General features: G+C 62.2%; 15 protein-coding genes. 13 read left to right on the forward strand and 2 right to left on the reverse strand.

Annotated elements, in window-relative coordinates; all coding sequences use genetic code 11:
* The first annotated feature begins 132 nt into the window (after nt 1–132).
* Nucleotides 133–2,808 carry an alanine racemase gene (gene alr, locus Q5H93_RS00090; RefSeq protein WP_305004428.1) on the forward strand — a complete coding sequence of 892 codons (2,676 nt, stop codon included), beginning with the start codon at nt 133–135 and terminating at the stop codon, nt 2,806–2,808.
* 135 nt (nt 2,809–2,943) lie between these two features.
* Nucleotides 2,944–4,368, forward strand: coding sequence for an alpha/beta hydrolase family protein (locus tag Q5H93_RS00095; RefSeq protein WP_305004429.1), 1,425 nt, complete (start codon nt 2,944–2,946; stop codon nt 4,366–4,368).
* A gap of 165 nt (nt 4,369–4,533) precedes the next feature.
* On the opposite strand, the gene Q5H93_RS00100 is transcribed toward Q5H93_RS00095, so the two are convergent.
* Nucleotides 4,534–5,235 carry a ComF family protein gene (locus Q5H93_RS00100; protein ID WP_305004430.1) on the reverse strand — a complete coding sequence of 234 codons (702 nt, stop codon included), beginning with the start codon at nt 5,233–5,235 and terminating at the stop codon, nt 4,534–4,536.
* A 155-nt stretch (nt 5,236–5,390) separates the two neighbouring features.
* On the opposite strand from Q5H93_RS00100, the gene Q5H93_RS00105 reads away from it, so the two are divergent.
* The 10 genes from Q5H93_RS00105 to Q5H93_RS00150 all read left to right on the forward strand — a co-directional run bounded on the left by Q5H93_RS00105 (nt 5,391) and on the right by Q5H93_RS00150 (nt 15,965).
* Nucleotides 5,391–5,741, forward strand: a complete 351-nt coding sequence (locus tag Q5H93_RS00105; protein WP_305004431.1) for a carboxymuconolactone decarboxylase family protein — start codon at nt 5,391–5,393, stop codon at nt 5,739–5,741.
* The gene (locus Q5H93_RS00110; RefSeq protein WP_305004432.1) at nt 5,738–6,118 is read left to right on the forward strand and encodes a hypothetical protein; all 381 of its coding nucleotides are present in this window, start codon (nt 5,738–5,740) and stop codon (nt 6,116–6,118) included. The genes Q5H93_RS00105 and Q5H93_RS00110 overlap by 4 nt, the downstream gene beginning before the upstream one ends.
* Nucleotides 6,115–6,879, forward strand: coding sequence for an exodeoxyribonuclease III (locus tag Q5H93_RS00115; protein ID WP_305004433.1), 765 nt, complete (start codon nt 6,115–6,117; stop codon nt 6,877–6,879). The genes Q5H93_RS00110 and Q5H93_RS00115 overlap by 4 nt, the downstream gene beginning before the upstream one ends.
* Nucleotides 6,880–6,997: 118 nt before the next feature.
* Entirely contained in the window at nt 6,998–10,522 is a 3,525-nt protein-coding gene (locus Q5H93_RS00120; RefSeq protein WP_305004434.1) for a DUF4175 family protein, read from the forward strand.
* Nucleotides 10,523–10,656: 134 nt separating this feature from the next.
* A complete protein-coding gene (locus Q5H93_RS00125) occupies nt 10,657–11,103 on the forward strand; it encodes an ATP-binding protein (protein ID WP_305004435.1) in 447 nt (148 codons plus the stop codon).
* A 4-nt stretch (nt 11,104–11,107) separates the two neighbouring features.
* Nucleotides 11,108–11,590: an rRNA maturation RNase YbeY gene (ybeY, locus tag Q5H93_RS00130; protein WP_305004436.1), complete on the forward strand. Its 483-nt coding sequence runs from the start codon at nt 11,108–11,110 to the stop codon at nt 11,588–11,590.
* A gap of 117 nt (nt 11,591–11,707) precedes the next feature.
* Nucleotides 11,708–12,166 (forward strand): GNAT family N-acetyltransferase, encoded by a 459-nt coding sequence (locus Q5H93_RS00135; protein WP_305004437.1) that lies wholly within the window; start codon nt 11,708–11,710, stop codon nt 12,164–12,166.
* 9 nt (nt 12,167–12,175) lie between these two features.
* Nucleotides 12,176–12,895: a GNAT family N-acetyltransferase gene (locus Q5H93_RS00140; RefSeq protein ID WP_305004438.1), complete on the forward strand. Its 720-nt coding sequence runs from the start codon at nt 12,176–12,178 to the stop codon at nt 12,893–12,895.
* A gap of 191 nt (nt 12,896–13,086) precedes the next feature.
* Nucleotides 13,087–14,955, forward strand: coding sequence for a tRNA uridine-5-carboxymethylaminomethyl(34) synthesis enzyme MnmG (gene mnmG, locus Q5H93_RS00145; RefSeq protein WP_305004439.1), 1,869 nt, complete (start codon nt 13,087–13,089; stop codon nt 14,953–14,955).
* 95 nt (nt 14,956–15,050) lie between these two features.
* Nucleotides 15,051–15,965 (forward strand): class I SAM-dependent methyltransferase, encoded by a 915-nt coding sequence (locus tag Q5H93_RS00150; protein ID WP_305004440.1) that lies wholly within the window; start codon nt 15,051–15,053, stop codon nt 15,963–15,965.
* On the opposite strand, the gene Q5H93_RS00155 is transcribed toward Q5H93_RS00150, so the two are convergent.
* Complete coding sequence (locus tag Q5H93_RS00155; protein WP_305004441.1) at nt 15,949–16,203, reverse strand: hypothetical protein; 255 nt, start codon at nt 16,201–16,203, stop codon at nt 15,949–15,951. The genes Q5H93_RS00150 and Q5H93_RS00155 overlap by 17 nt on opposite strands.
* A 47-nt stretch (nt 16,204–16,250) precedes the next feature.
* On the opposite strand from Q5H93_RS00155, the gene Q5H93_RS00160 reads away from it, so the two are divergent.
* Entirely contained in the window at nt 16,251–17,888 is a 1,638-nt protein-coding gene (locus Q5H93_RS00160; RefSeq protein WP_305004442.1) for an Ig-like domain-containing domain, read from the forward strand.
* Nucleotides 17,889–18,657: the final 769 nt, after the last annotated feature.

Genomic DNA, 18,657 nt, shown 5'->3' on the forward strand with positions numbered 1-18,657 from the left:
TTCGGACCGATGGCAGACCGGTCCGGTGTGATTTCGCATCGGTTCGACCCGCTGGCCTGCTGCTCCTCTTTCGCGCCCGCCCGGCCCTGCGCCGGGCGGGCGCTTGCGCATCCGCCCCCGACCTTTGCCCCCATGTTCCGCTTTCCCGACCTCCCCGCCCTGCTGGGCGGCACCCTGCTGCAAGCCCCTGCCGACCCTGCTGCCGAAGTGCGCCACCTGCTGCTCGACAGCCGCCGGGTGGGCGCCCCGGCCGGCGCGGCCTTTGTGGCCCTGCGCGGCCCCCGGCACGACGGCCACCGCTACCTGCCGGCCGCCTACGCCCAGGGCTTGCGGCTGTTTATTATAGAAGCCGGCGTGGAGCTGCCCGGCGGGCTGGCCGCCTACCCGGGGGCCGGGGTGCTGGCAGTGGCCAGCCCATTGGCGGCGCTGCAGGGGCTGGCGGCGGCCCGGCGGGCGCAGTTTGGGGGGCCGGTGCTGGCCATCACGGGCTCCAATGGCAAGACCATTGTGAAGGAGTGGCTGGCCCAGCTGCTGGCCCCCGACGAGGCCATCTGCCGCTCGCCGCGCTCCTACAACTCGCAGGTGGGCGTGCCCCTGAGCGTATGGGAGCTCACGCCAGGCCGGCACACGCTGGGCATCTTCGAGGCCGGCATTTCGGAAGTGGGCGAGATGGCGCGGCTGGCGGCCGTCATTCAGCCCACCGAGGGGCTGTTCACGAACATCGGCCCGGCCCACGACGCCGGCTTTGCCTCCGAAGACGAGAAGCTGCACGAGAAGCTGCGGCTGTTTCAGGGCCCGGGCTTCGAGCGGCTGTTCTACTGCCACGACCAGCTGGCCGTGCGCCACGCCGTGGCCAGGCTGGCCCTGCCCGGCTTTAGCTGGACGCGCCTGCAGCACCCCGAGGCCGACGTGCAGTTTGAGCTGCTCGATACCGCGCCCGGCGTGGCCAACAGCATCGGGGCCAGCTACGACGGGCGCCGCTACACCTTCAGCGTGCTGCTGCCCGACGCCCCCACCCGCCAGAACGTGCTGCACTGCCTGGCCGTGCTGCTGCAGCGCCGGGTAGAGCCCGCCGAAATCCAGCGCCGCCTGAGCCGCCTGCACCCGGTGGCCATGCGCCTCGAAATGAAGCAGGGCCGCCACAGCAGCTACCTGCTCGACGATGCCTACAACAACGACCTCGCCGGGTTGGCCCTGGCGCTGGCCGCCCTGGCCCGGCAGGCAAGGCCGGGTGGCCACACCGTGATTCTGAGCGACGTGCTGGAATCGGGCCTGCCCCCGGCGGTGCTGTATGGGCAGGTGCTGGCCCTGTTGCAGCAGCACGGCGTGACGCGGCTGGTGGGCATCGGGCCGGAGCTGGTTAAGTTGAATAAGTTAAAAGTTAAAAGTGAAGAATTAAAAGAAGCGGTGGAAGCCAGCCAGCAAGCTTTGGCAGCTGACACGGAGCCTATCGCTCCGTCTTCCATTGAACCATCGGAAGCAGCCCTTTTAACTTTTAACTTAAAACTTTTAACTGAAACCTACCCCGGTACCGAGGCCTTTCTGGCGCAGCTCGACCCGCTTGATTTCGCCAATCAAACCATTCTCATCAAGGGCGCCCGCGCCTTCGGCTTCGAGCGCATCGTGGCGGCCCTGCAGGCCCAGCAGCACGGCACGGTGCTGGAAGTGAACCTCGATGCCCTGGCCCACAACTTCCACTACTACCGCCAGGGCCTGCGCCCGGGCACCAAAATCATGGTGATGGTGAAAGCCTTCGCCTACGGCAGCGGCTCCTACGAGGTAGCCAGCCTGCTGGAGTTTCAGCGCGCCGACTACCTCGCCGTGGCCTATCCCGACGAAGGCGTGGCCCTGCGCGAGGCCGGCATCAGCCTGCCCATCATGGTGATGAACCCGGCGCCCGACTCCTTCGAGCTGCTCCACCGCTACCGCCTGGAGCCCGAAATCTACTCCTTCGAGCGCCTGCAGGACTACCTGGCCACCTTCACCCCCACACCCAATACCCAATACCCAATACCCAACCCCGAAAACCCCACCCTCCCACCCTCCCACCCTCCCACCCTCCCACCCTTACACTTAAAGCTCGACACTGGCATGCGCCGCCTGGGCTTCGAGGAAGCCGATATTCCCGCCCTGGCCGCGTTGGTGCAAGAGCACCAGCTCCCCGTGGCCAGCCTGATGACCCACCTGGCCGCCGCCGACGACCCCGCCCACGATGACTTCACCCGCCAGCAGCTGGCCGCCTTCGCGCGCATGGCTGCCCCGTTACAGGCTGCCCTCGGCCGCCCCGTGCTACGCCACGCCCTCAACTCGGCCGGCATTCTGCGCTTCCCCGAGGCCCAGCTCGACATGGTGCGCCTCGGCATCGGCCTCTACGGCGTAGATGCCAGCGACACCGCCGCCCCCGACGCCCTGCGCCCCGTGAGCGAGCTGCGCACCACCATCTCCCAAATCAAAACCCTGCCTGCCGGCCACACCGTGGGCTACGGCCGCCGCGGCCTCGCCACCGCCCACGACCGCCGCATCGCCACCCTGGCCATCGGCTACGCCGATGGCTACGACCGCCGCTTCAGCAGCGGGGCGGGCACGGTGCTGGTGCGCGGCCAGCGGGCGCCCATCGTGGGCTCCGTGGCGATGGACATGTGCATGGTGGACGTGACGGCCATCCCCGAAGCCCGCGCCGGGGATATAGCCGTGCTCTTCGGCGCCGGATTGGACTTAAAGGAGCTGGCTGGCCGCATCGGCACCATTCCCTACGAGTTGCTCACGAACGTGAGCGAGCGGGTGAAGCGGATTTTTGTGACCGAATAGCGCTGGCTGCGGGGATTTTTTACTTTTTGGGGCGCCAGTCGCAATGTTGGCAAGGTATTTATTTTGCTACTTTACGAATTACGCCGCTGGCTGCTCCCCTAGCTTTGCAGTATCTTTCGGCGTATTACGTTCGCTATGACTACTACTGCTTTCCGCAACTTCGGCCTCTTGGGCTGCTTATTGTTTTGCTTAACCCTGGCGGCCCCGGCCAACGCGGCCACGCCCCCCCCCACTAAAACCCAGGCCCCGGCTGAGTTGCCGCCCCTCGATGGCCTCTGGAAAGGCCAGCTGAAAGTGCCCGGCGGCCAGCTCGAAGTGATTTTCCGCTTCGTGAAGCTCACCGGCGGCGAATACTTTGCCACCCTCGACGTGCCGCTCCAGAAAGTGAGCCGCATGGCCGTGAAGGTGAACATCAAAGCCGACACCGTCAACCTCATTGCCGAGGAAGCCAACAGCCGCTTCACCGGCAAAGTAGCCGCCGATGGCAAGCAGATGGTGGGCGTGTGGCAGCAGCCCGGCTACAAAGTGCCGCTCACGCTGGTCTTTGCCCCCCTGCCGGCCATGACGGCCAAAAACGTGCGCCTCACCCCGCCCTACCGCGAGGAAGAAGTGACCTTCAGCAACATGGTGGCTAATGTGCGCCTCGGCGGGCAGCTCACCATCCCGGCCGGCGCCGGCCCCTTCCCGGCCGTGGTACTAATCAGTGACGCCGGCTCACAGGACCGCGACGGCACCGTGGGCGACTTCGCCCCGATGGGCCAGCTGGCCGACTACCTCACCCGCCGCGGCATCGCTGTGCTGCGCTTCGACGACCGCGGCGTGGGCAAATCGACCGGCACCGCCGCCAACACTAACCTGGAGCTGGTGAGCGACGCCCAGGCCGGCCTCAACTTCCTGCGCACCCGCCCCGAAATCGACCTCGCTCACCTCGGCCTCATCGGCCACGGCGAGGGCGGCAACGTGGCCCTGCTCACCGCCACCCAGCCCCTGCCCCCCGCCTTTGTGGTGACGCTGGCCGCCTACGGCCTCACCGGGCAGGACCTGGCTATTCAGCAGCAGGCCACCGCTCTCAAGGCCGTGGGCACCGCCGCCGCCCAGGTGGAGGCCGCTACCAAGCGCCAGCAGGCCATGTTTGAAATCATCCGCCAGACGCCGGATAATTCCCAGGCCCAGGCCATCGTGGCCAACATGCTGAAGCAGAACAACGCCTCCATGGACAATGCCTCGGCCCAGACCAGCGCCGCCGAAATGACCTCGGCCCGCTACCGCTACTACCTGGCCTTCAACCCTGCCGAGAAGCTCACTGCCGTGCGCTGCCCCGTGCTGCTGCTCAACGGCACCGCCGACCTCAGCGTGGCCGCCGAGCCCAACCTCGACGCCCTGGAGCGCGGCCTCAAGCTCAACAAAGCCGTGACGGTAAAGAAAATGCCCGGCGTCAACCATCTCTTCCAGCCCGACCCTACCAAGTGGCCCATCGTCAACGGCCAGCCCCAGGCCAACTTCTCGCCGGAGACGGAAGAAGCCATCCGCGAGTGGGTGATGGCGCAGTCGAAGAAGTAGCAAGTGCTAAAGTATAAGGGGGAGAGGTGCAGGATTCAGCGCCTCTCCCCCGTGCTTTTTAACGAGCATTCCAAAGCACTCTAAGGCTCCGCCAATGCCCGGCAGGCGGTGATAGAAGAGTTTATCTACCAGCTGGCCTAGCCGTTCGCCATCCGCTGTTCCTGGCTACCTATCGGCGCAGGCAATGGTGGCAAAGCTGATTTCGGCCGCGCCGCCGGCCAGCAGCACCGCGCCGCAGGCTTCGAGGGTGGCGCCGGTGGTGAGCACGTCATCGACCACCAGAATGCGGCGGCCGGCTATTTCCTGCGGCTGGTGCACTTCGAAAACTTCGGCCACGTTCAGCCAGCGCTGCAGGCGGTTTTTCTTGGTCTGGGTGGCGGTGTTGGCCACGCGGCGCAGGGCGGTGACATTCCAGGGAACCTGCAGGCCCAGCGACAGGCCTTCGGCAAACACGGCAGCCTGATTATAGCCGCGCTTGGCCAGCTTATAGCGGTGCAACGGCACGGGGATGATAAGGTCGAAATCGGCCGCCAGTCCGGCGGCGTACAGCTCGGCGCCGTAGAGCTGGCCCAGGGCGGTGCCCACCTCGCGCTGGCCCTGGTACTTAAGCTGGTGCAGCAGGTGCTGCACCCGGCCGTGGCGCAGAAAGCGCAGGTAGCTCAGGGCGTGCTTGATGGGCAGCTTGCCCCAGAAGCGGCGGCCCAACGGGCTTTCGGCGGACGGCAGCAGGTGGTAGTCGGTGTAGGGCAGCTCGACCCGGCAGCTGGTGCAAAGGTGCTGCTCGCCCCGCGCCAGCGGCTCACGGCAGGCCAAGCACATGCTGGGAAATAGCAAACCCCAGAAATCGGTAAGTAGAGAGCGAAGCATGGGCAGACGGAGGCAGCAGTGAAACGGTAGGAGAGGAGCAGGCCGAAACTTTTGCCCCGGCAAACCTGCTTTCTTTGCAAGAGCCAGCCACTGGCAGTGGCTAAGGCGTCAGTTTAGTCAACTTTTATTCGGCAAGCTAAGGCTTGTCGCTGATAATGTCGCAAGTAACAGAATTTAATGATTACCGGCAACGCATGAATGAGAAAATCATGGCGGCCGACAATAAGGTTATCAAGCGGTTTTTCAACCTCGATACCAACGCCTACCAGGAGGGCGCGGTGGACGTGAAAACCAAGGAAATGCTGGGCCTCGCCTGCTCGCTGGTACTGCGCTGCGACGACTGCGTGAAGTATCACCTGGGCAAGTGTTTCGAGGAAAAGCTCACGGATGAGGAAGTGTACGAGGTATTTGCCATTGCCAATCTCATCGGTGGCAGCATCGTCATTCCGCACTTTCGTCGGGCGGTGGAATACTGGGAAATCCTTAAAACGGAGGCCGCCGCATGAGCGAAAATCACTTCCCGGACAGTGCTGAAGAGCACACCGAAGTAGAATTTGAGGCCCGCTGGTGGCAGTTCATGAACGAGATGAAGGCCCGCTTCGGCAAAAAGCCCGACATGAACGCGCTGCTGCTGCTCATCGGCGTGCAGGAATTGGGGCAGGGCGTGGCTGACTTTACCAAAGAGCAGAAGCAGGATTTGATGCATATTGCTACCTGCAAGCTATTTAGCCTTAGCGGCTACTACGAGCTGGAGCATACCGACGAAGACGGCTGGCCGCACTACAAACTGCTGAAGCCGGTGCCCTTCGCGGGCATCAAGGAGCAGGAACGAATGCTGAAGTGGCAGATTCTGGAATATTTCGCGCAGGACGAATGGCAATGAAAATCATCTCTTACAACCTCAACGGCCTGCGCTCGGCCGTGAGTAAAGGCCTGCTCGACTGGCTGGCCGTGGAGCAGCCGGACGTGCTGTGCGTGCAGGAAATCAAGGCCGGCAACACGCCGCTCGACGTGTCGGGCTTCGAGGCGCTGGGCTACCGCGCCTACCTCTACCCGGCCCAAAAGCCGGGTTACAGCGGCGTAGCTACATTTACCAAGATTGAGCCCACCAACGTGGCCTACGGCTGCGGCGAAAGCTGCTACGACGACGAAGGCCGCGTGCTACGGCTGGATTTTAACGACGTATCGGTGCTGAATACCTACATGCCTTCCGGCACCAGCAGCCCCGAGCGGCAGGCTTTCAAGCTAAAGTGGCTGCAATTTTTCCGCAAGTACGTGGCGGAGTTGCGGCAGCAGGGCCACCAGTTGCTCATCGGTGGCGATTTCAACTGCTGCCCGACGGCCATCGACCTGCACAATCCCAAGGCTAACCAGAACACGCCCGGCTTCACGCCCGAGGAGCGACAATGGTTTGCCGATATCATGACCGATGGCTTTCTGGACACCTTCCGCCACCAGCACGGCGACGCGCCGGGACATTACTCGTGGTGGAGCTACCGCGCTGGTTCGCGTGGCCGCAACGTGGGCTGGCGCCTCGACCACTGGCTGGCGGATAAGGCATTGCAACCTCTTTTGACGGGGGCGGGTCTTTTGCCCGATGCAGTGCATTCGGACCACTGCCCGGCCTGGGTGGAAATGCAGTAGCGCGGACTTTGTAGTCCGCGAGTCTGAACGACCTCCTGACTCGCGGACTACAAAGTCCGCGCTACTGCCGAACCAAGCCCGCCGGGCTGATGTATCTTGCTTGATTAAGACTCAACTTATGGCTGTTGTGATGGAGCGGATGGCTCCGGCAAGCGAGTATCCGGCCCTGAGCCGGGTGCGGACGGAGCTGGAAGCCTTCAAGCGTAAATTTTACCTGAACCTGCTCGTGCGGGGTGGGCTGGTGGCGGGTGGGTTGCTGCTCAGCCTGTTCCTGGTTTTTAACCTGCTCGAATATTTCCTGTACCTGCCCACGGCGGTGCGGGCCGTACTGCTGTTCGGCTTCCTGGGCGTGCTGGCGTACAGCTTCGTGCGCTGGATTTGGCAGCCGCTGGCGGCGCTGACGAATCTACGCCGGCTGCTGGACGACGAGCAGGCCGCCCGCCGGGTAGGGGAGCTGTTTCCGGAAGTGCAGGACCGGCTGCTGAATGCCCTGCAGCTGCAAGGGCAGGCGCGGGATAATGCGCTCATCGCGGCTAGTCTGGAGCAGCGGGCAGCGCAGCTGGGCAAGTTTTCGTTTGCCGAGGGCATTGATATTCAACAGCAGAGCAAGCCGCTGTGGAAATATGCCGCCGTGCCGCTGGTGCTGCTGCTGGGACTGCTGGCCATTTTCCCGAGTTTTTTGCGGCAGGGCACCGAGCGCATCTGGCACTACCAGCGCACCTACTCGCCACCCGCGCCGTTCCAGTTTTTGATTAAAAATCCGAAGCTGACGGCGTTTCGCGGCGAGGATTTTACCTTGGATGTGGGCGTGGCGGGTAATGCGCTGCCAGCCGAGATGAGCATTGCCTTCGATGGCGGCACGCGGCGGCTGAGCAAGGTAGCCGGGCGCGGCGATGAGTTTCGCTACGTGTTCGAGCAGCCGCAGGGGGATGTGAAATTTCAGCTGCAAGGCGCGGGCTTTAGCTCGCCCGAATACCGCCTTACGGTGCTGGAACGGCCTAATCTGCGCGACTTTAAGGTGCAGATTACCTATCCGAATTACACCGGTAAGCCTACCGAAACCATCGAAAACGGCGGCAACCTGACCGTGCCGGAAGGCAGCACGGTGCGCTGGGAATTTGCCACCGCCGCCACCGACGAGCTGGCGCTGGTATTCCAAAACCCCGACGAAACGCTGGCTGCTACTGGCGATGATGATGCTTTCGTGGCCGAGCGCCGGGTGCTGCGCTCGCAGCCTTATCTGCTGCGTCTGAAAAACCCGGCTAGCCTTAACCGCGACCCGATTACTTACCAGTTGACTGCCGTGCCCGATTTGGCCCCGGCGCTGACGCTGGAAACCTTCTCCGACACGGCTAGCCTGCGGTATCTGGGCCTCGGCGGCACCGTGCGTGATGATTATGGACTAACGCGACTGGCGCTACGCTACACCGTGAAGCGCGGCCGCAACCAGCAGGTTGGAGCCAGTGGCCAGCGGGCACTGGCACTGCCCACCGGCTCGGATGGCACTTATTCTTACACTTGGAACCTCGCTGCGCTGAACTTGCGGCCCGGCGACCGCGTGGAATACTACGTGGAGGCCTGGGACAACGACGGCATTCACGGGCCGAAGAGCAGCCGCACGCGCCCGGCCGAGTTCCGCTTGCCTAGTCGCAATGAGCTACGGCAGGAAATGAATGCGCAGGCGCAGTCGGTAGCCAGCCAGATGAGCCAGGCCGCTAAGCAAAGCGAGAAGCTGGAGCGTGAGCTGGCCAAGGCGCAGGAGAAGATGAAGACCAAGCGGGAAATGAGCTTTCAGGACCGCAAGCAGCTGGAAAACATGCTGGAACAAAAGGCGCAGCTTGACCAGCAGGTGCAGCAGATGCAAAAGATGTTTGAGCAGCTGCAGGACAAGCAGAACCAGCTCGACCCCAAAAGCGAGGAGTTGGCGAAGAAGGCCGAGGAGCTGAAAAAGCTCATGAACGACATTCTGGACCCCGAAACCAAGAAGCTCTACGAGAAGCTGAAAAAGCTGATGGAAGAGCAGAAGCAGCCCGACGCCGAGATGCAGAAGCTGCTGCAACAGCTCGAAAACAAGGAGAATACCTTGCAAAAGGAGTTGGACCGGGCCCTCGAAATGTTCAAGCAGATGCAGCTGGAGCAAAAGGCCGAAGCCACCGCCAACAAGCTCGATGAGCTAGCCCAGAAGGAAGAAAAGCTGGCCGAGCAAACCGAGAAGAACGATAAGGACAATCCCGACAACAAAGCCTCGAACCAGGACCAGAAGGCCAAGAATGAGGAGCTCAAAAAAGAGCAGGCCGAGCTGCAAAAGGAATTCGAGGACCTGAAAAAGGAGCTGGCCGACCTCAAGCAGATGGATAAGGAACTCGACAACCAGAACGGCATGGACGAGCAGAAGCCCGAGCAGGAGCAGACCGACCAGGACATGCAGGAAAGCCAGCAGAGCTTAAGCAAAAACCAGAACAAAAAGGCCGGCAGCAAGCAGCAAAGCGCCGCCTCGCGCATGAAAAAGATGGCGCAGAAAATGCGCGACCAGATGAGCGACCAGGAAAGCGACCAGGCTCAGCAGAACATCGACGACCTGCGCGACATCCTGGACAACCTCCTGACGCTAAGCTTCGACCAGGAGAAGCTGATGAAGGACTTCCGCCAGGTAGACCAGGCCGACCCGCGCTTCGTGCAATTGGGCCAAACGCAGCGCAAGCTGCGCGACGACGCCCAGATTATCCAGGACTCCTTATACGCGCTGGCTAAGCGGGAGCCGAAAATTCAGAGCTTCGTGACCCGCGAGGTAGGCGAGATGAACGGCCGCATGGAGCAATCCATGACCGACATCAAGCAGCGCGACGTGCCCCGCGCCACCGCCTCGCAGCAGCAGGCCATGACCAGTATCAACAACCTGGCGCTGATGCTGCAAAGCTCCTTGCAGCAGATGCAGCAGGACGCTCAGGAAGGCAAGGGCCAGCCAAAGGACGGCAACGGCAAGCCCGGCAAGAAAAAGGGCAAAGGCAAGGGCAAAGGCCCCGGCAACAGCCCCGGCCCCGGCAACATGAGCCAGCTGCAAAAGCAGCTCAACGACCAGATTCAGCAGCTCTCCAAGAGCGGCAAAACGGGCCGGGCGATGTCGCAGGAGCTAGCTAAGATGGCCGCCCAGCAGCAGATGCTGCGCCAGGCCATGCAGCAGATGGACAAGATGCAGCCGGGCGGCAGCAAGCCCGGCGGCGGTAAGCCCGGTGGCGAGGGCCAGAGCAGCGGCGGCCGCAACGGCAACGAGGGCAAGGAAGGCCAGCCGGGCAACAAAGACGGTAAGGGCGAGCAGGGTGGTGGCGGCACCGGCGAGCTTAAAAAATTGATGGAACAAACCGAAACCGACCTCGTAAACAAGCGGCTGACGGAGGAAACCATCCTGCGCCAGCAGCAGATTCTGACGCGCATGCTGGAAGTTGAGAAATCGGCCCGCGAGCGCGACCAGGATACCAAGCGCGAGGCGCAGGCGGCCCAGAATAAGCCGCCGGTTTTTCCGCCCGCATTCGATAAATACAAGGCCTCGAAAGAACGCCAGACCGAACTGTTGCGTACCACTCCTCCGACGCTCACGCCCTACTACCAGCGCGAGGTCGGCGAATACTTTCAGAAGATGAAATAGCGTTGTAGTGGCGAGCGAAGTATGAAATCCGGGGCCGTTTCTCTCAGCCGATTTTCATGTTTCGCCCACATTGCCCCGCAAATTCCTACTTTTGCCGCCCGAACTGTAGCTGCCCTTCCTCACCCAAACACCTTATGAAGCAGGTAAAAATTCAGATTCCGTCGCTCGTTGAGAATATCCGCGTCGTCGAAAGCTTTATCGACAACTCCAAGGATACCTTTCAGATTGAGGACGATATCTACGGCAACATCATGGTGGCCGTGACCGAAGCGGTGAACAACGCCATTCGCCACGGCAACAAGTTCGACAAGGACAAGAACGTGTATCTGTCGCTCTACGTGGAGCCCCAAGTGCTCAAATTTGAGATTGAAGACGAGGGCGCAGGCTTCAACTTTGATAACCTGGACGACCCCACGGCTCCCGAAAACCTCGAAAATCCCGGTGGCCGCGGCATTTTTCTCATTCGCCATCTGGCCGATGAGGTAGAATTCAGCAAGGAAGGCCGCAAGGTGGAGCTGACGTTCCAGCTCGCGCCCGCCCCGGCCGACGAAGAAACCACCACCGACCAGCTTGCCGCTTAAGTCAATGAGCAACCCTCCCCACCACGACGCTTTTCCGCCCGAGGGCCTGCACCACGAGGCCCCCGGCATCGAGTTCATGGTGGAGGACGTGCCCGAGTTTGCCCTCGGCGACGCCGAAGACCTCATTGCCTGGATTGAGCGCATCGCGGCCGTCCACGAGCATAAGATTGTGCAGCTCACGTACATCTTCTGCTCCGATGAATACCTGCACAAGCTCAACGTGGAGTACCTCGACCACGACACGCTCACCGACGTCATCACCTTCGACAACGCCGACGACTCGGACATTCTCGAAGGCGACATCTTCATCAGCGTGGAGCGCGTCGCCGAGAATGCCAAGGAGTTAGGCCATTCGTTCCGCGATGAGCTGCACCGCGTGATGATTCACGGCGTGCTGCACCTGTTGGGCTACCACGACAAAGATTTGCTGGCCCAGACGGCCATGCGCAAGAAGGAGGATTACTGCCTCTCGCTTAGAACTTTCTAAGCTATTTCTCTACTGAAAGCCGCCGCCGGACGCATGTTCGGCGGCGGCTTTTATTTTTGCACCGGGCGGTGCTGAAGGAATTGAAGCGACGGCCGATTTTGTAAAACGTTCTGCCTTATGCTCCAACTCCTTCGTACTTCCTCCGAAAACGTTGATTTTCGCGCCTTGGTCGTCTTGCTCGACCAGTACCTACGGGTGCTCGATGGCGATGACCACGCCTTTTACGCTCAGTTCAATCAGATTACCAACATCAAACACGCCGTAGTGGCCTACGCAGACGGTCAGCCCGTGGGCTGCGGCGCCTTCAAGGAATACGAGCCGGGCACGGTGGAAATCAAGCGCATGTTCGTGCGGCCGGAGCGGCGCGGGCAGGGCATCGCTCAAGCCGTATTGCGGGAACTGGAGCAGTGGGCGCAGCAGGAGGGCTACAACAGCTGCGTGCTCGAAACGGGTAAGCGTCAGCCGGAAGCCATTCGGCTGTATGAGAAAAGCGGCTACGCTCACATCTCTAACTTCGGGCAATACGCGGGCGACGACAACAGTGTATGCCTGCAGAAATCCATTGCCGTGAGCTGATTTTGTAGCATGGCCGCTGTTCCGAATCCCGCTTTCATCGGCGGCGAAATGCTGGATTTTTACCTGGGGCGGGGTTACTACCGCATGCAGCAGGATTTATTTACCTGCCAGTTTCTGCCCATCGAAGGGCGGCTGCACACGGTGCATTGGCTGCGCCTGCGTCTGGCCGAGGTGCAGTACGGTCCCGAGCAGCGCCGGCTGTTGCGCTCGGTGCAGCGGTTTCAACTGATTTACCGCACGTTTCAACTCACGGAGGAATACGAGGCGCTTTACGCCGACTACCGCCGTAGCATGGATTTCGACGCGCCGCCTACTGTGGCGGCGTTCCTGCTGGAAGTTGATAGCACGCATAATGTATTTGACACCAAAGTTATTGAAGTACGCGATGCGGGCAAGCTAATTGCCGTGGGCATTTTTGACTGCGGGGCGCGCACGCTGGCCGGCATCATGAATTTTTACGACCCGGCTTACCGCAAGTACAGTCTGGGCAAGTGTTTGATGCTGCTGAAAATCGACTATGCACGGCAGCAGGAGCTGGCGTTTTATTATCCCGGTTATCTGGTGCAGGGCGTGCCGAAGTTTGACTATAAGCTGTTTGCCTGCCCGGTGGCCACGGAGATGTTTGACTGCGTGCGCCAGTATTGGCTGCCGTTTTCGTGGAAGGCGGTGGCGGAGCAGTCGGCGGAGCTGCTGCGGGATTATGCGCCGCCGGGGTTTCGGGTGGAGTAGGGGCGGGGCTCGCCCCCGCCCGGCTATCAGAACGCTTGGTAATAAGCAGATAATCGACACAGCCCCGGCGGGCGGAGGCAAGCCCCACTCCTACACGTTGTATCGGCTCGGGCTTTCGTATTTTTGTGAATTATACTCAGTTGCTTGACGGGCCAGCGAACTTTTTACGGCCTGCCACAGCTTACCACACTATGTTTCAACAGGAAGAATACGACGTTATTGTAGTAGGAGCGGGGCACGCGGGCTGCGAAGCCGCCGCCGCCGCCGCCAACCTGGGCTCGAAGGTGCTGCTGGTGACGATGAACATGAACACCATCGCCCAGATGTCGTGCAACCCCGCCATGGGCGGCGTGGCTAAAGGCCAGATTGTGCGCGAGATTGACGCGTTGGGCGGGCAGTCGGGCCTCATCACCGACCGCACCATGATTCAATTTCGGATGCTGAACCGCTCGAAGGGCCCCGCCATGTGGAGCCCGCGCGCCCAAAGCGACCGCATGCGCTTCGCCGAAGACTGGCGGCTGACCCTAGAAGGCATTGCCAACGTAGACTTCTGGCAGGAAGCCGTGACCGGTCTGCTGGTGGAAAACGGTGTTTGTGTGGGCGTGAAAACGCAGCTCGGCATCGAGTTTCGGGGCAAATCGGTGGTGCTGACGAATGGTACTTTCCTCAATGGTTTGATTCACATCGGCGAGAAGAACTTTGGCGGTGGCCGGGCGGCCGAGAAGGGCAGCACCGGCCTCACGGAGCAGCTGAAAGAGTTGGGCTTCGAAGCCGGGCGCATGAAAACCGGCACCCCGCCCCGCGTGGACGGCCGCAGCCTCGATTATTCCAAAATGGAGGAGCAGAGCGGCGACGCCGAGCCGAGCAAATTCTCGTACCTCGACACGCCGCGGCTGGTGCAACAGCGGCCGTGCTACATCACCTACACCAACGAGCGGGTGCACGATATCCTGCGCGAGGGCTTCGAGAAGTCGCCCATGTTCCAGGGCCGCATCAAGGGGCTGGGGCCGCGCTACTGCCCGAGCGTGGAGGACAAAATCAACCGCTTCGCTGATAAGGACCGGCACCAGATTTTCGTGGAGCCGGAGGGCTGGAGCACGGTGGAAGTGTACGTGAACGGCTTTTCGAGCTCGCTGCCCGAGGACGTGCAGTACCGCGCCCTGCGCGAAATCGCGGGCTTCGAGCGGGCCAAGATGTTCCGGCCCGGCTATGCCATCGAGTACGACTTTTTCCCGCCCACGCAGCTGGCCCTGACGCTGGAAACCAAGCCGGTGCAGAACCTCTACTTTGCCGGGCAGATAAATGGCACGACCGGCTACGAAGAGGCCGCCTGCCAGGGCCTCATGGCCGGCATCAACGCCCACAACAAGGTGCACGGCAAGGAGCCCTTCGTGCTGAAACGCAGCGAGGCCTACATCGGCGTGCTCATTGATGACCTAGTAAACAAAGGGACCGACGAGCCCTACCGCATGTTCACGAGCCGGGCCGAGCACCGCCTGCTGCTGCGCCAGGACAACGCCGACCTGCGCCTGACGCCCTTGGCCCATGCCCTGGGCCTGGCCTCCGACGAGCGGCTGGCCCGCGTGCAAGAGAAGGAACAGCAAGCCGCCGCCGCCACCGAGCTGCTGAAGAATTTCCCCGTCGAAATCGCCGACATCAACCCGCTGCTGACGGAGCTGGGCTCGGCCGAAATCCACGAGAAAACCCGCGCCGTGAACCTGCTGCGCCGCCCCAACGTGGAGCTGGCCGACCTGCGCCGCGCCCTACCCGCACTGGCCGAGGCCCTGGCCGACTTCCACCCCGAGGCGCTGGAGCAGGCCGTCATCAACATCAAATACGAAACCTACCTGGTGAAGGAGCAGCAGCAGGCCGCCCGCATGCAGGAACTGGAAGGATTCACCATCCGCGGCCGGCTCGACTATGGCGCAATGCCGGCGCTCAGCCACGAGGCGCGGGAGAAATTGCTCAAAATTCAGCCCGAAACGCTGGGGCAGGCCAGCCGCATCAGCGGCATCTCGCCGGCCGACGTGTCGGTGCTGATGGTATACCTGGGAAGGTGAGTTAGGGGTTTTGAATTATGCGTTGAGAGTTGGCGAACTTGCCGCCTCGTAGCCTGATTCGAAACTCATAATTCAAAACTCATAATTCAAAACGAGTGTCTTACGAACGATTGGACCACTGCCCGGTTTGCGGCAAAACGGAGTTTAAAAACAAGCTGGTAGTGCAGGATTACACGGTGAGCCAAGAGAGCTTTGCCATCGTGCAGTGCGCGGCGTGCAGCTTCCAGTTTACCAACCCGCGGCCGGCGGCGGCCGACATTGGGCGCTACTACGAGTCGGACGCCTACGTGTCGCACAACAGTGCGGCGCAGGGCTTTATCAATCAGGCCTACAAGGTGGCGCGGTTTTTCACGATGCGCCGTAAGGTGGCGCTGCTGAATAAATTGGCGCCGCGTCGGGGTAAAATGCTTGATTACGGCTGCGGCACGGGGCACTTTCTGGTGGCGGCAAAGAACAACGGCTGGCAGGTGGCAGGGCTGGAGCCCAATGCCCGCGCCCGCGAAGAAGCTTCGCAGCGCCTGGGGCAGCCGGTAGGGCAGGAGAGCCTGGCCTCGTTTGAGGCCGGCTCGTTCGATGCCATTACGCTGTGGCACGTGCTGGAGCATGTGCACACGCTCAATGAAACGCTGACGCAGTTGGTGACTCTACTGAAGCCGGACGGCGTGCTCCTCATCGCGGTGCCCAATGCGGAGAGCCTTGATGCGCAGCACTACCGCGAGCACTGGGCAGCCTACGACGTGCCCCGGCATCTCTACCATTTCGTGCCGAAAACCATGACCCAGTTGCTCAAAAAGCACAAGATGGTAGTCGAAAAAACCCTGCCGATGGCGCTGGACGCTTACTATGTGAGCATGCTCAGCGAGAAGCAGCGGGGCGAGCGGGCGGGCGGGCCGCTGGCAGTTTTCAAAGCTGGCTACAAGTCGAACCAGTACGCGGCGCAGCACGAGGGGCAGTATTCGAGCTTGATTTACGTGGCCCGGCGGCGGCCGGCCGCTACCCCGGCGGCCTGATGCGGCGGGCGCGGATGCGGTGCGGGCTGGTGCTGGGCCTGGGGCTGCTGATGCTCCCCGCCCGGGCCCAGCTCACGCCCGTGTCGCCGCCCATGCCGATTGAAGTGCCCGTACCGGCGACGGTGGCGGATACCTTGAAGAAGACCGTGACCGGGCTGGTGCCGGATACGGCGCGGGTAATACTAGCCTCGCCAACGGAACCGACGGAGAAACTCACCCGGCCGCTGACGATTCGCATTGCCGCGGTTATCGTAGTGCTTACGCTTACAACTTTTTTGCTTTATAATGTCCGTTCGCGCTGACCTGCTGGTGTTTCTTGCTTCCGTTGCTCTGCTGGAGGGCTGCGCCGCCGTGGCCCCGCCCACCGGCGGCCCGCGTGACACCACGCCGCCGCGCCGCATCAGCAGCTCGCCCGATAGTGCGGCCCGCAACGTGAGCCAGCGCTTCGTGCGCATGGTGTTTTCGGAGTACATCCAAACCAAGGACCTGCAGAAAAACCTGCTCATCACCCCGCAGCTGCCGGCCGATAATCCTTACAAGCTGCGCGAAGACCGCAACTCCGTGACGCTGCTTTTCGACAAGCCGCTGGACGCGAACACCACTTATTCCTTCAATTTCCGGGAAGGCATCGTGGACGTGACTGAGAGCCTGCCCGCCAAAAATGCTTCTGTGAGCTTCAGCACCGGTGCCGTGCTCGACTCGGGCGCGGTGAAGGGCACCGTGACCAACCCACTGCTGGGCCAGCCCGCGGAGGATGCGACCATCGGCCTCTACCGCGAGACCGACACGGCCGGCGTGCGCAAGGCCAAGCCCTACTACCTAACGCGCACCGACAAAAAGGGCCAGTACCAGCTCAACTTCCTGCGCACCGGCCGCTACAAGCTCTACGCCTGGACCGACAAAAACCAGAATGGCCGCTACGACGACGGCGAGCAAATTGCCTACCTGCCCGAACCCGTCAGCATCCGTGGCGACTCGGTGGTACCTACCGTGCCGCTGCTGCTCACCCGCCCCGACCGCCGGCCGCCCCAGGCCACCGGCCAGCAGCCCGGCCCCAACGTGCTGCGCATTAGCGTGAACGAAGGCGTGCAGCGCGCCAGCCTGAACCGCCTGCCGCCGGCGGCCGACAGCGCCGCCGTGAACGAAGCCGTGGCCATCACCGACAAAGGCAAGACGGTTCTGATTTTCAAAACGCCGACCGTGACCGATGGGCGCTACCTCTTCACGGCTGCCGACAGCACCGGCAACGTAGTGCGCGACACCCTCAACCTGCGCTTCCCGGTGCCGGCGGCCACGGCCAAGAAAGTGGCCGCCGGGGCGCTCTACGCGGTAGAGGGCAGCCCCAAAACCGTGTACCGCCAGGGCCAGGTCAAATTCAAGTTCGCGGTGCCGGTGCGGCTGGCGGCGGGCCAGCCTTTCGGCACGCTGGTGGAAGACTCGGTGAAGCGCCGCCTGCTTCGCTTGCCCGCCGACGGCACTTTCAGCGCCGACCGCACCTTGCTGACGGTGCAGCTCAACACGCTGGCCAAGGACCGGATTGACCTCATGCTCGACAGTACGGCCGTCGTGGCCATTACCGGGCAGTCGCTGGGGCTGAAGCCGCTGCGGCTGACGCTGTCGGAGGAAGCGCCCACGGGCACCTTGTCGGGCCCCATCGTCACGCAGGAAAAAAACTTCGAGCTCCAACTGCTTGACGATAAGCTTAACCCAGTGCAAAGCCTGCGCTCGCCCAAGGGCCGCTACAAGTTCGAAAACGTGACGCCCGGCGCCTACCGCCTGCGCGTGCTCATCGACCGCAACGGCGACGGCCGCTGGAACGGCGGCGACCCCAACCTGCTCGTGCCCGCCGAGCCGGTGTACCTCGCCCCCAAGCCCCTGCAGCTGCGCGCCAACTGGGAAGTGGAGGAGAAGCTGAGCTTTTAATTTCCCTGAATTAGCTAAAAAGCCCCGCTGGCAGCCGCTAGCGGGGCTTTTTCGTTGGCGACGGCCAACGGAGTTCCTGACGCGAGTCGGGGTGGACGCGACGGGTATCGGGAAGCCCGGCGCGCGGGTCGGGACGGCCGCGACGGGAGTCGGGATGTCGGCGACGTGACTCGGGAAGCCCGCGACGGGTATCGGGACGCCTGCGACGGGCATCGGGACGCCCGCGACGGGCATCGGGACGTCGGCGACGCGTATCGGGACGGTAGCGACGAGCGTCGGGGCCCATCCGGCGCGACCGCTGCTGCGGGCGACGCGATGCCTGGGCTGTCGGCGGGCAGGCAGACGCCTTGGGGCCAGGCGAGTGGATAACTTTTCGGCGTTTCCAGTTACTGAGGGCCTTTTTTGCCCGTAATCCACCGGTAATTCACGCGTTTTCCACCGGCTTTTCCACAGGGATTTCGGCTTGGGGAGAAATGCGGGGATAACCTGGGGGAAACATGTGGGCAGCGCGGGGATAAGTCGGGGGAAAGTTTTTTTGGCCCGGCGGCAGCCAGCACAGGGTAATTGGCCGGGGGATAAGCGTGGATAAGTTTCTCCTCGCAGAACGGGTGTTCACAATGGGGGAAACGTGTGAATTGTGGATTTGTGGAAAGCGTGGGGACATGTTGAAAAACGATTTTAAACTCTGTTTTTCAGCACACTATTTTCCACAATGCCTGTGGATAGGGGGTGCATAACCCCGATGTTTCCCCCAGGTTATCCCCGCTGT

The sequence above is a fragment of the Hymenobacter aranciens genome (assembly GCF_030580865.1).
In the GTDB taxonomy this organism is placed as follows: Bacteria; Bacteroidota; Bacteroidia; order Cytophagales; family Hymenobacteraceae; genus Hymenobacter; species Hymenobacter aranciens.

Bases quoted from the DNA above. Each gene is read 5' to 3' on its own strand.
- Q5H93_RS00110 (WP_305004432.1), top strand. From the start codon at position 5,738: ATGAGCGAAAATCACTTCCCGGACAGTGCTGAAGAGCACACCGAAGTA.
- Q5H93_RS00120 (WP_305004434.1), top strand. From the start codon at position 6,998: ATGGCTGTTGTGATGGAGCGGATGGCTCCGGCAAGCGAGTATCCGGCC.
- ybeY (WP_305004436.1), top strand. From the start codon at position 11,108: ATGAGCAACCCTCCCCACCACGACGCTTTTCCGCCCGAGGGCCTGCAC.
- Q5H93_RS00125 (WP_305004435.1), top strand. From the start codon at position 10,657: ATGAAGCAGGTAAAAATTCAGATTCCGTCGCTCGTTGAGAATATCCGC.
- mnmG (WP_305004439.1), top strand. From the start codon at position 13,087: ATGTTTCAACAGGAAGAATACGACGTTATTGTAGTAGGAGCGGGGCAC.
- Q5H93_RS00160 (WP_305004442.1), top strand. From the start codon at position 16,251: ATGTCCGTTCGCGCTGACCTGCTGGTGTTTCTTGCTTCCGTTGCTCTG.
- Q5H93_RS00095 (WP_305004429.1), top strand. From the start codon at position 2,944: ATGACTACTACTGCTTTCCGCAACTTCGGCCTCTTGGGCTGCTTATTG.
- Q5H93_RS00140 (WP_305004438.1), top strand. From the start codon at position 12,176: ATGGCCGCTGTTCCGAATCCCGCTTTCATCGGCGGCGAAATGCTGGAT.
- Q5H93_RS00115 (WP_305004433.1), top strand. From the start codon at position 6,115: ATGAAAATCATCTCTTACAACCTCAACGGCCTGCGCTCGGCCGTGAGT.
- Q5H93_RS00155 (WP_305004441.1), bottom strand. From the start codon at position 16,203: ATGCGAATCGTCAGCGGCCGGGTGAGTTTCTCCGTCGGTTCCGTTGGC.
- Q5H93_RS00100 (WP_305004430.1), bottom strand. From the start codon at position 5,235: ATGCTTCGCTCTCTACTTACCGATTTCTGGGGTTTGCTATTTCCCAGC.
- Q5H93_RS00135 (WP_305004437.1), top strand. From the start codon at position 11,708: ATGCTCCAACTCCTTCGTACTTCCTCCGAAAACGTTGATTTTCGCGCC.
- alr (WP_305004428.1), top strand. From the start codon at position 133: ATGTTCCGCTTTCCCGACCTCCCCGCCCTGCTGGGCGGCACCCTGCTG.
- Q5H93_RS00105 (WP_305004431.1), top strand. From the start codon at position 5,391: ATGTCGCAAGTAACAGAATTTAATGATTACCGGCAACGCATGAATGAG.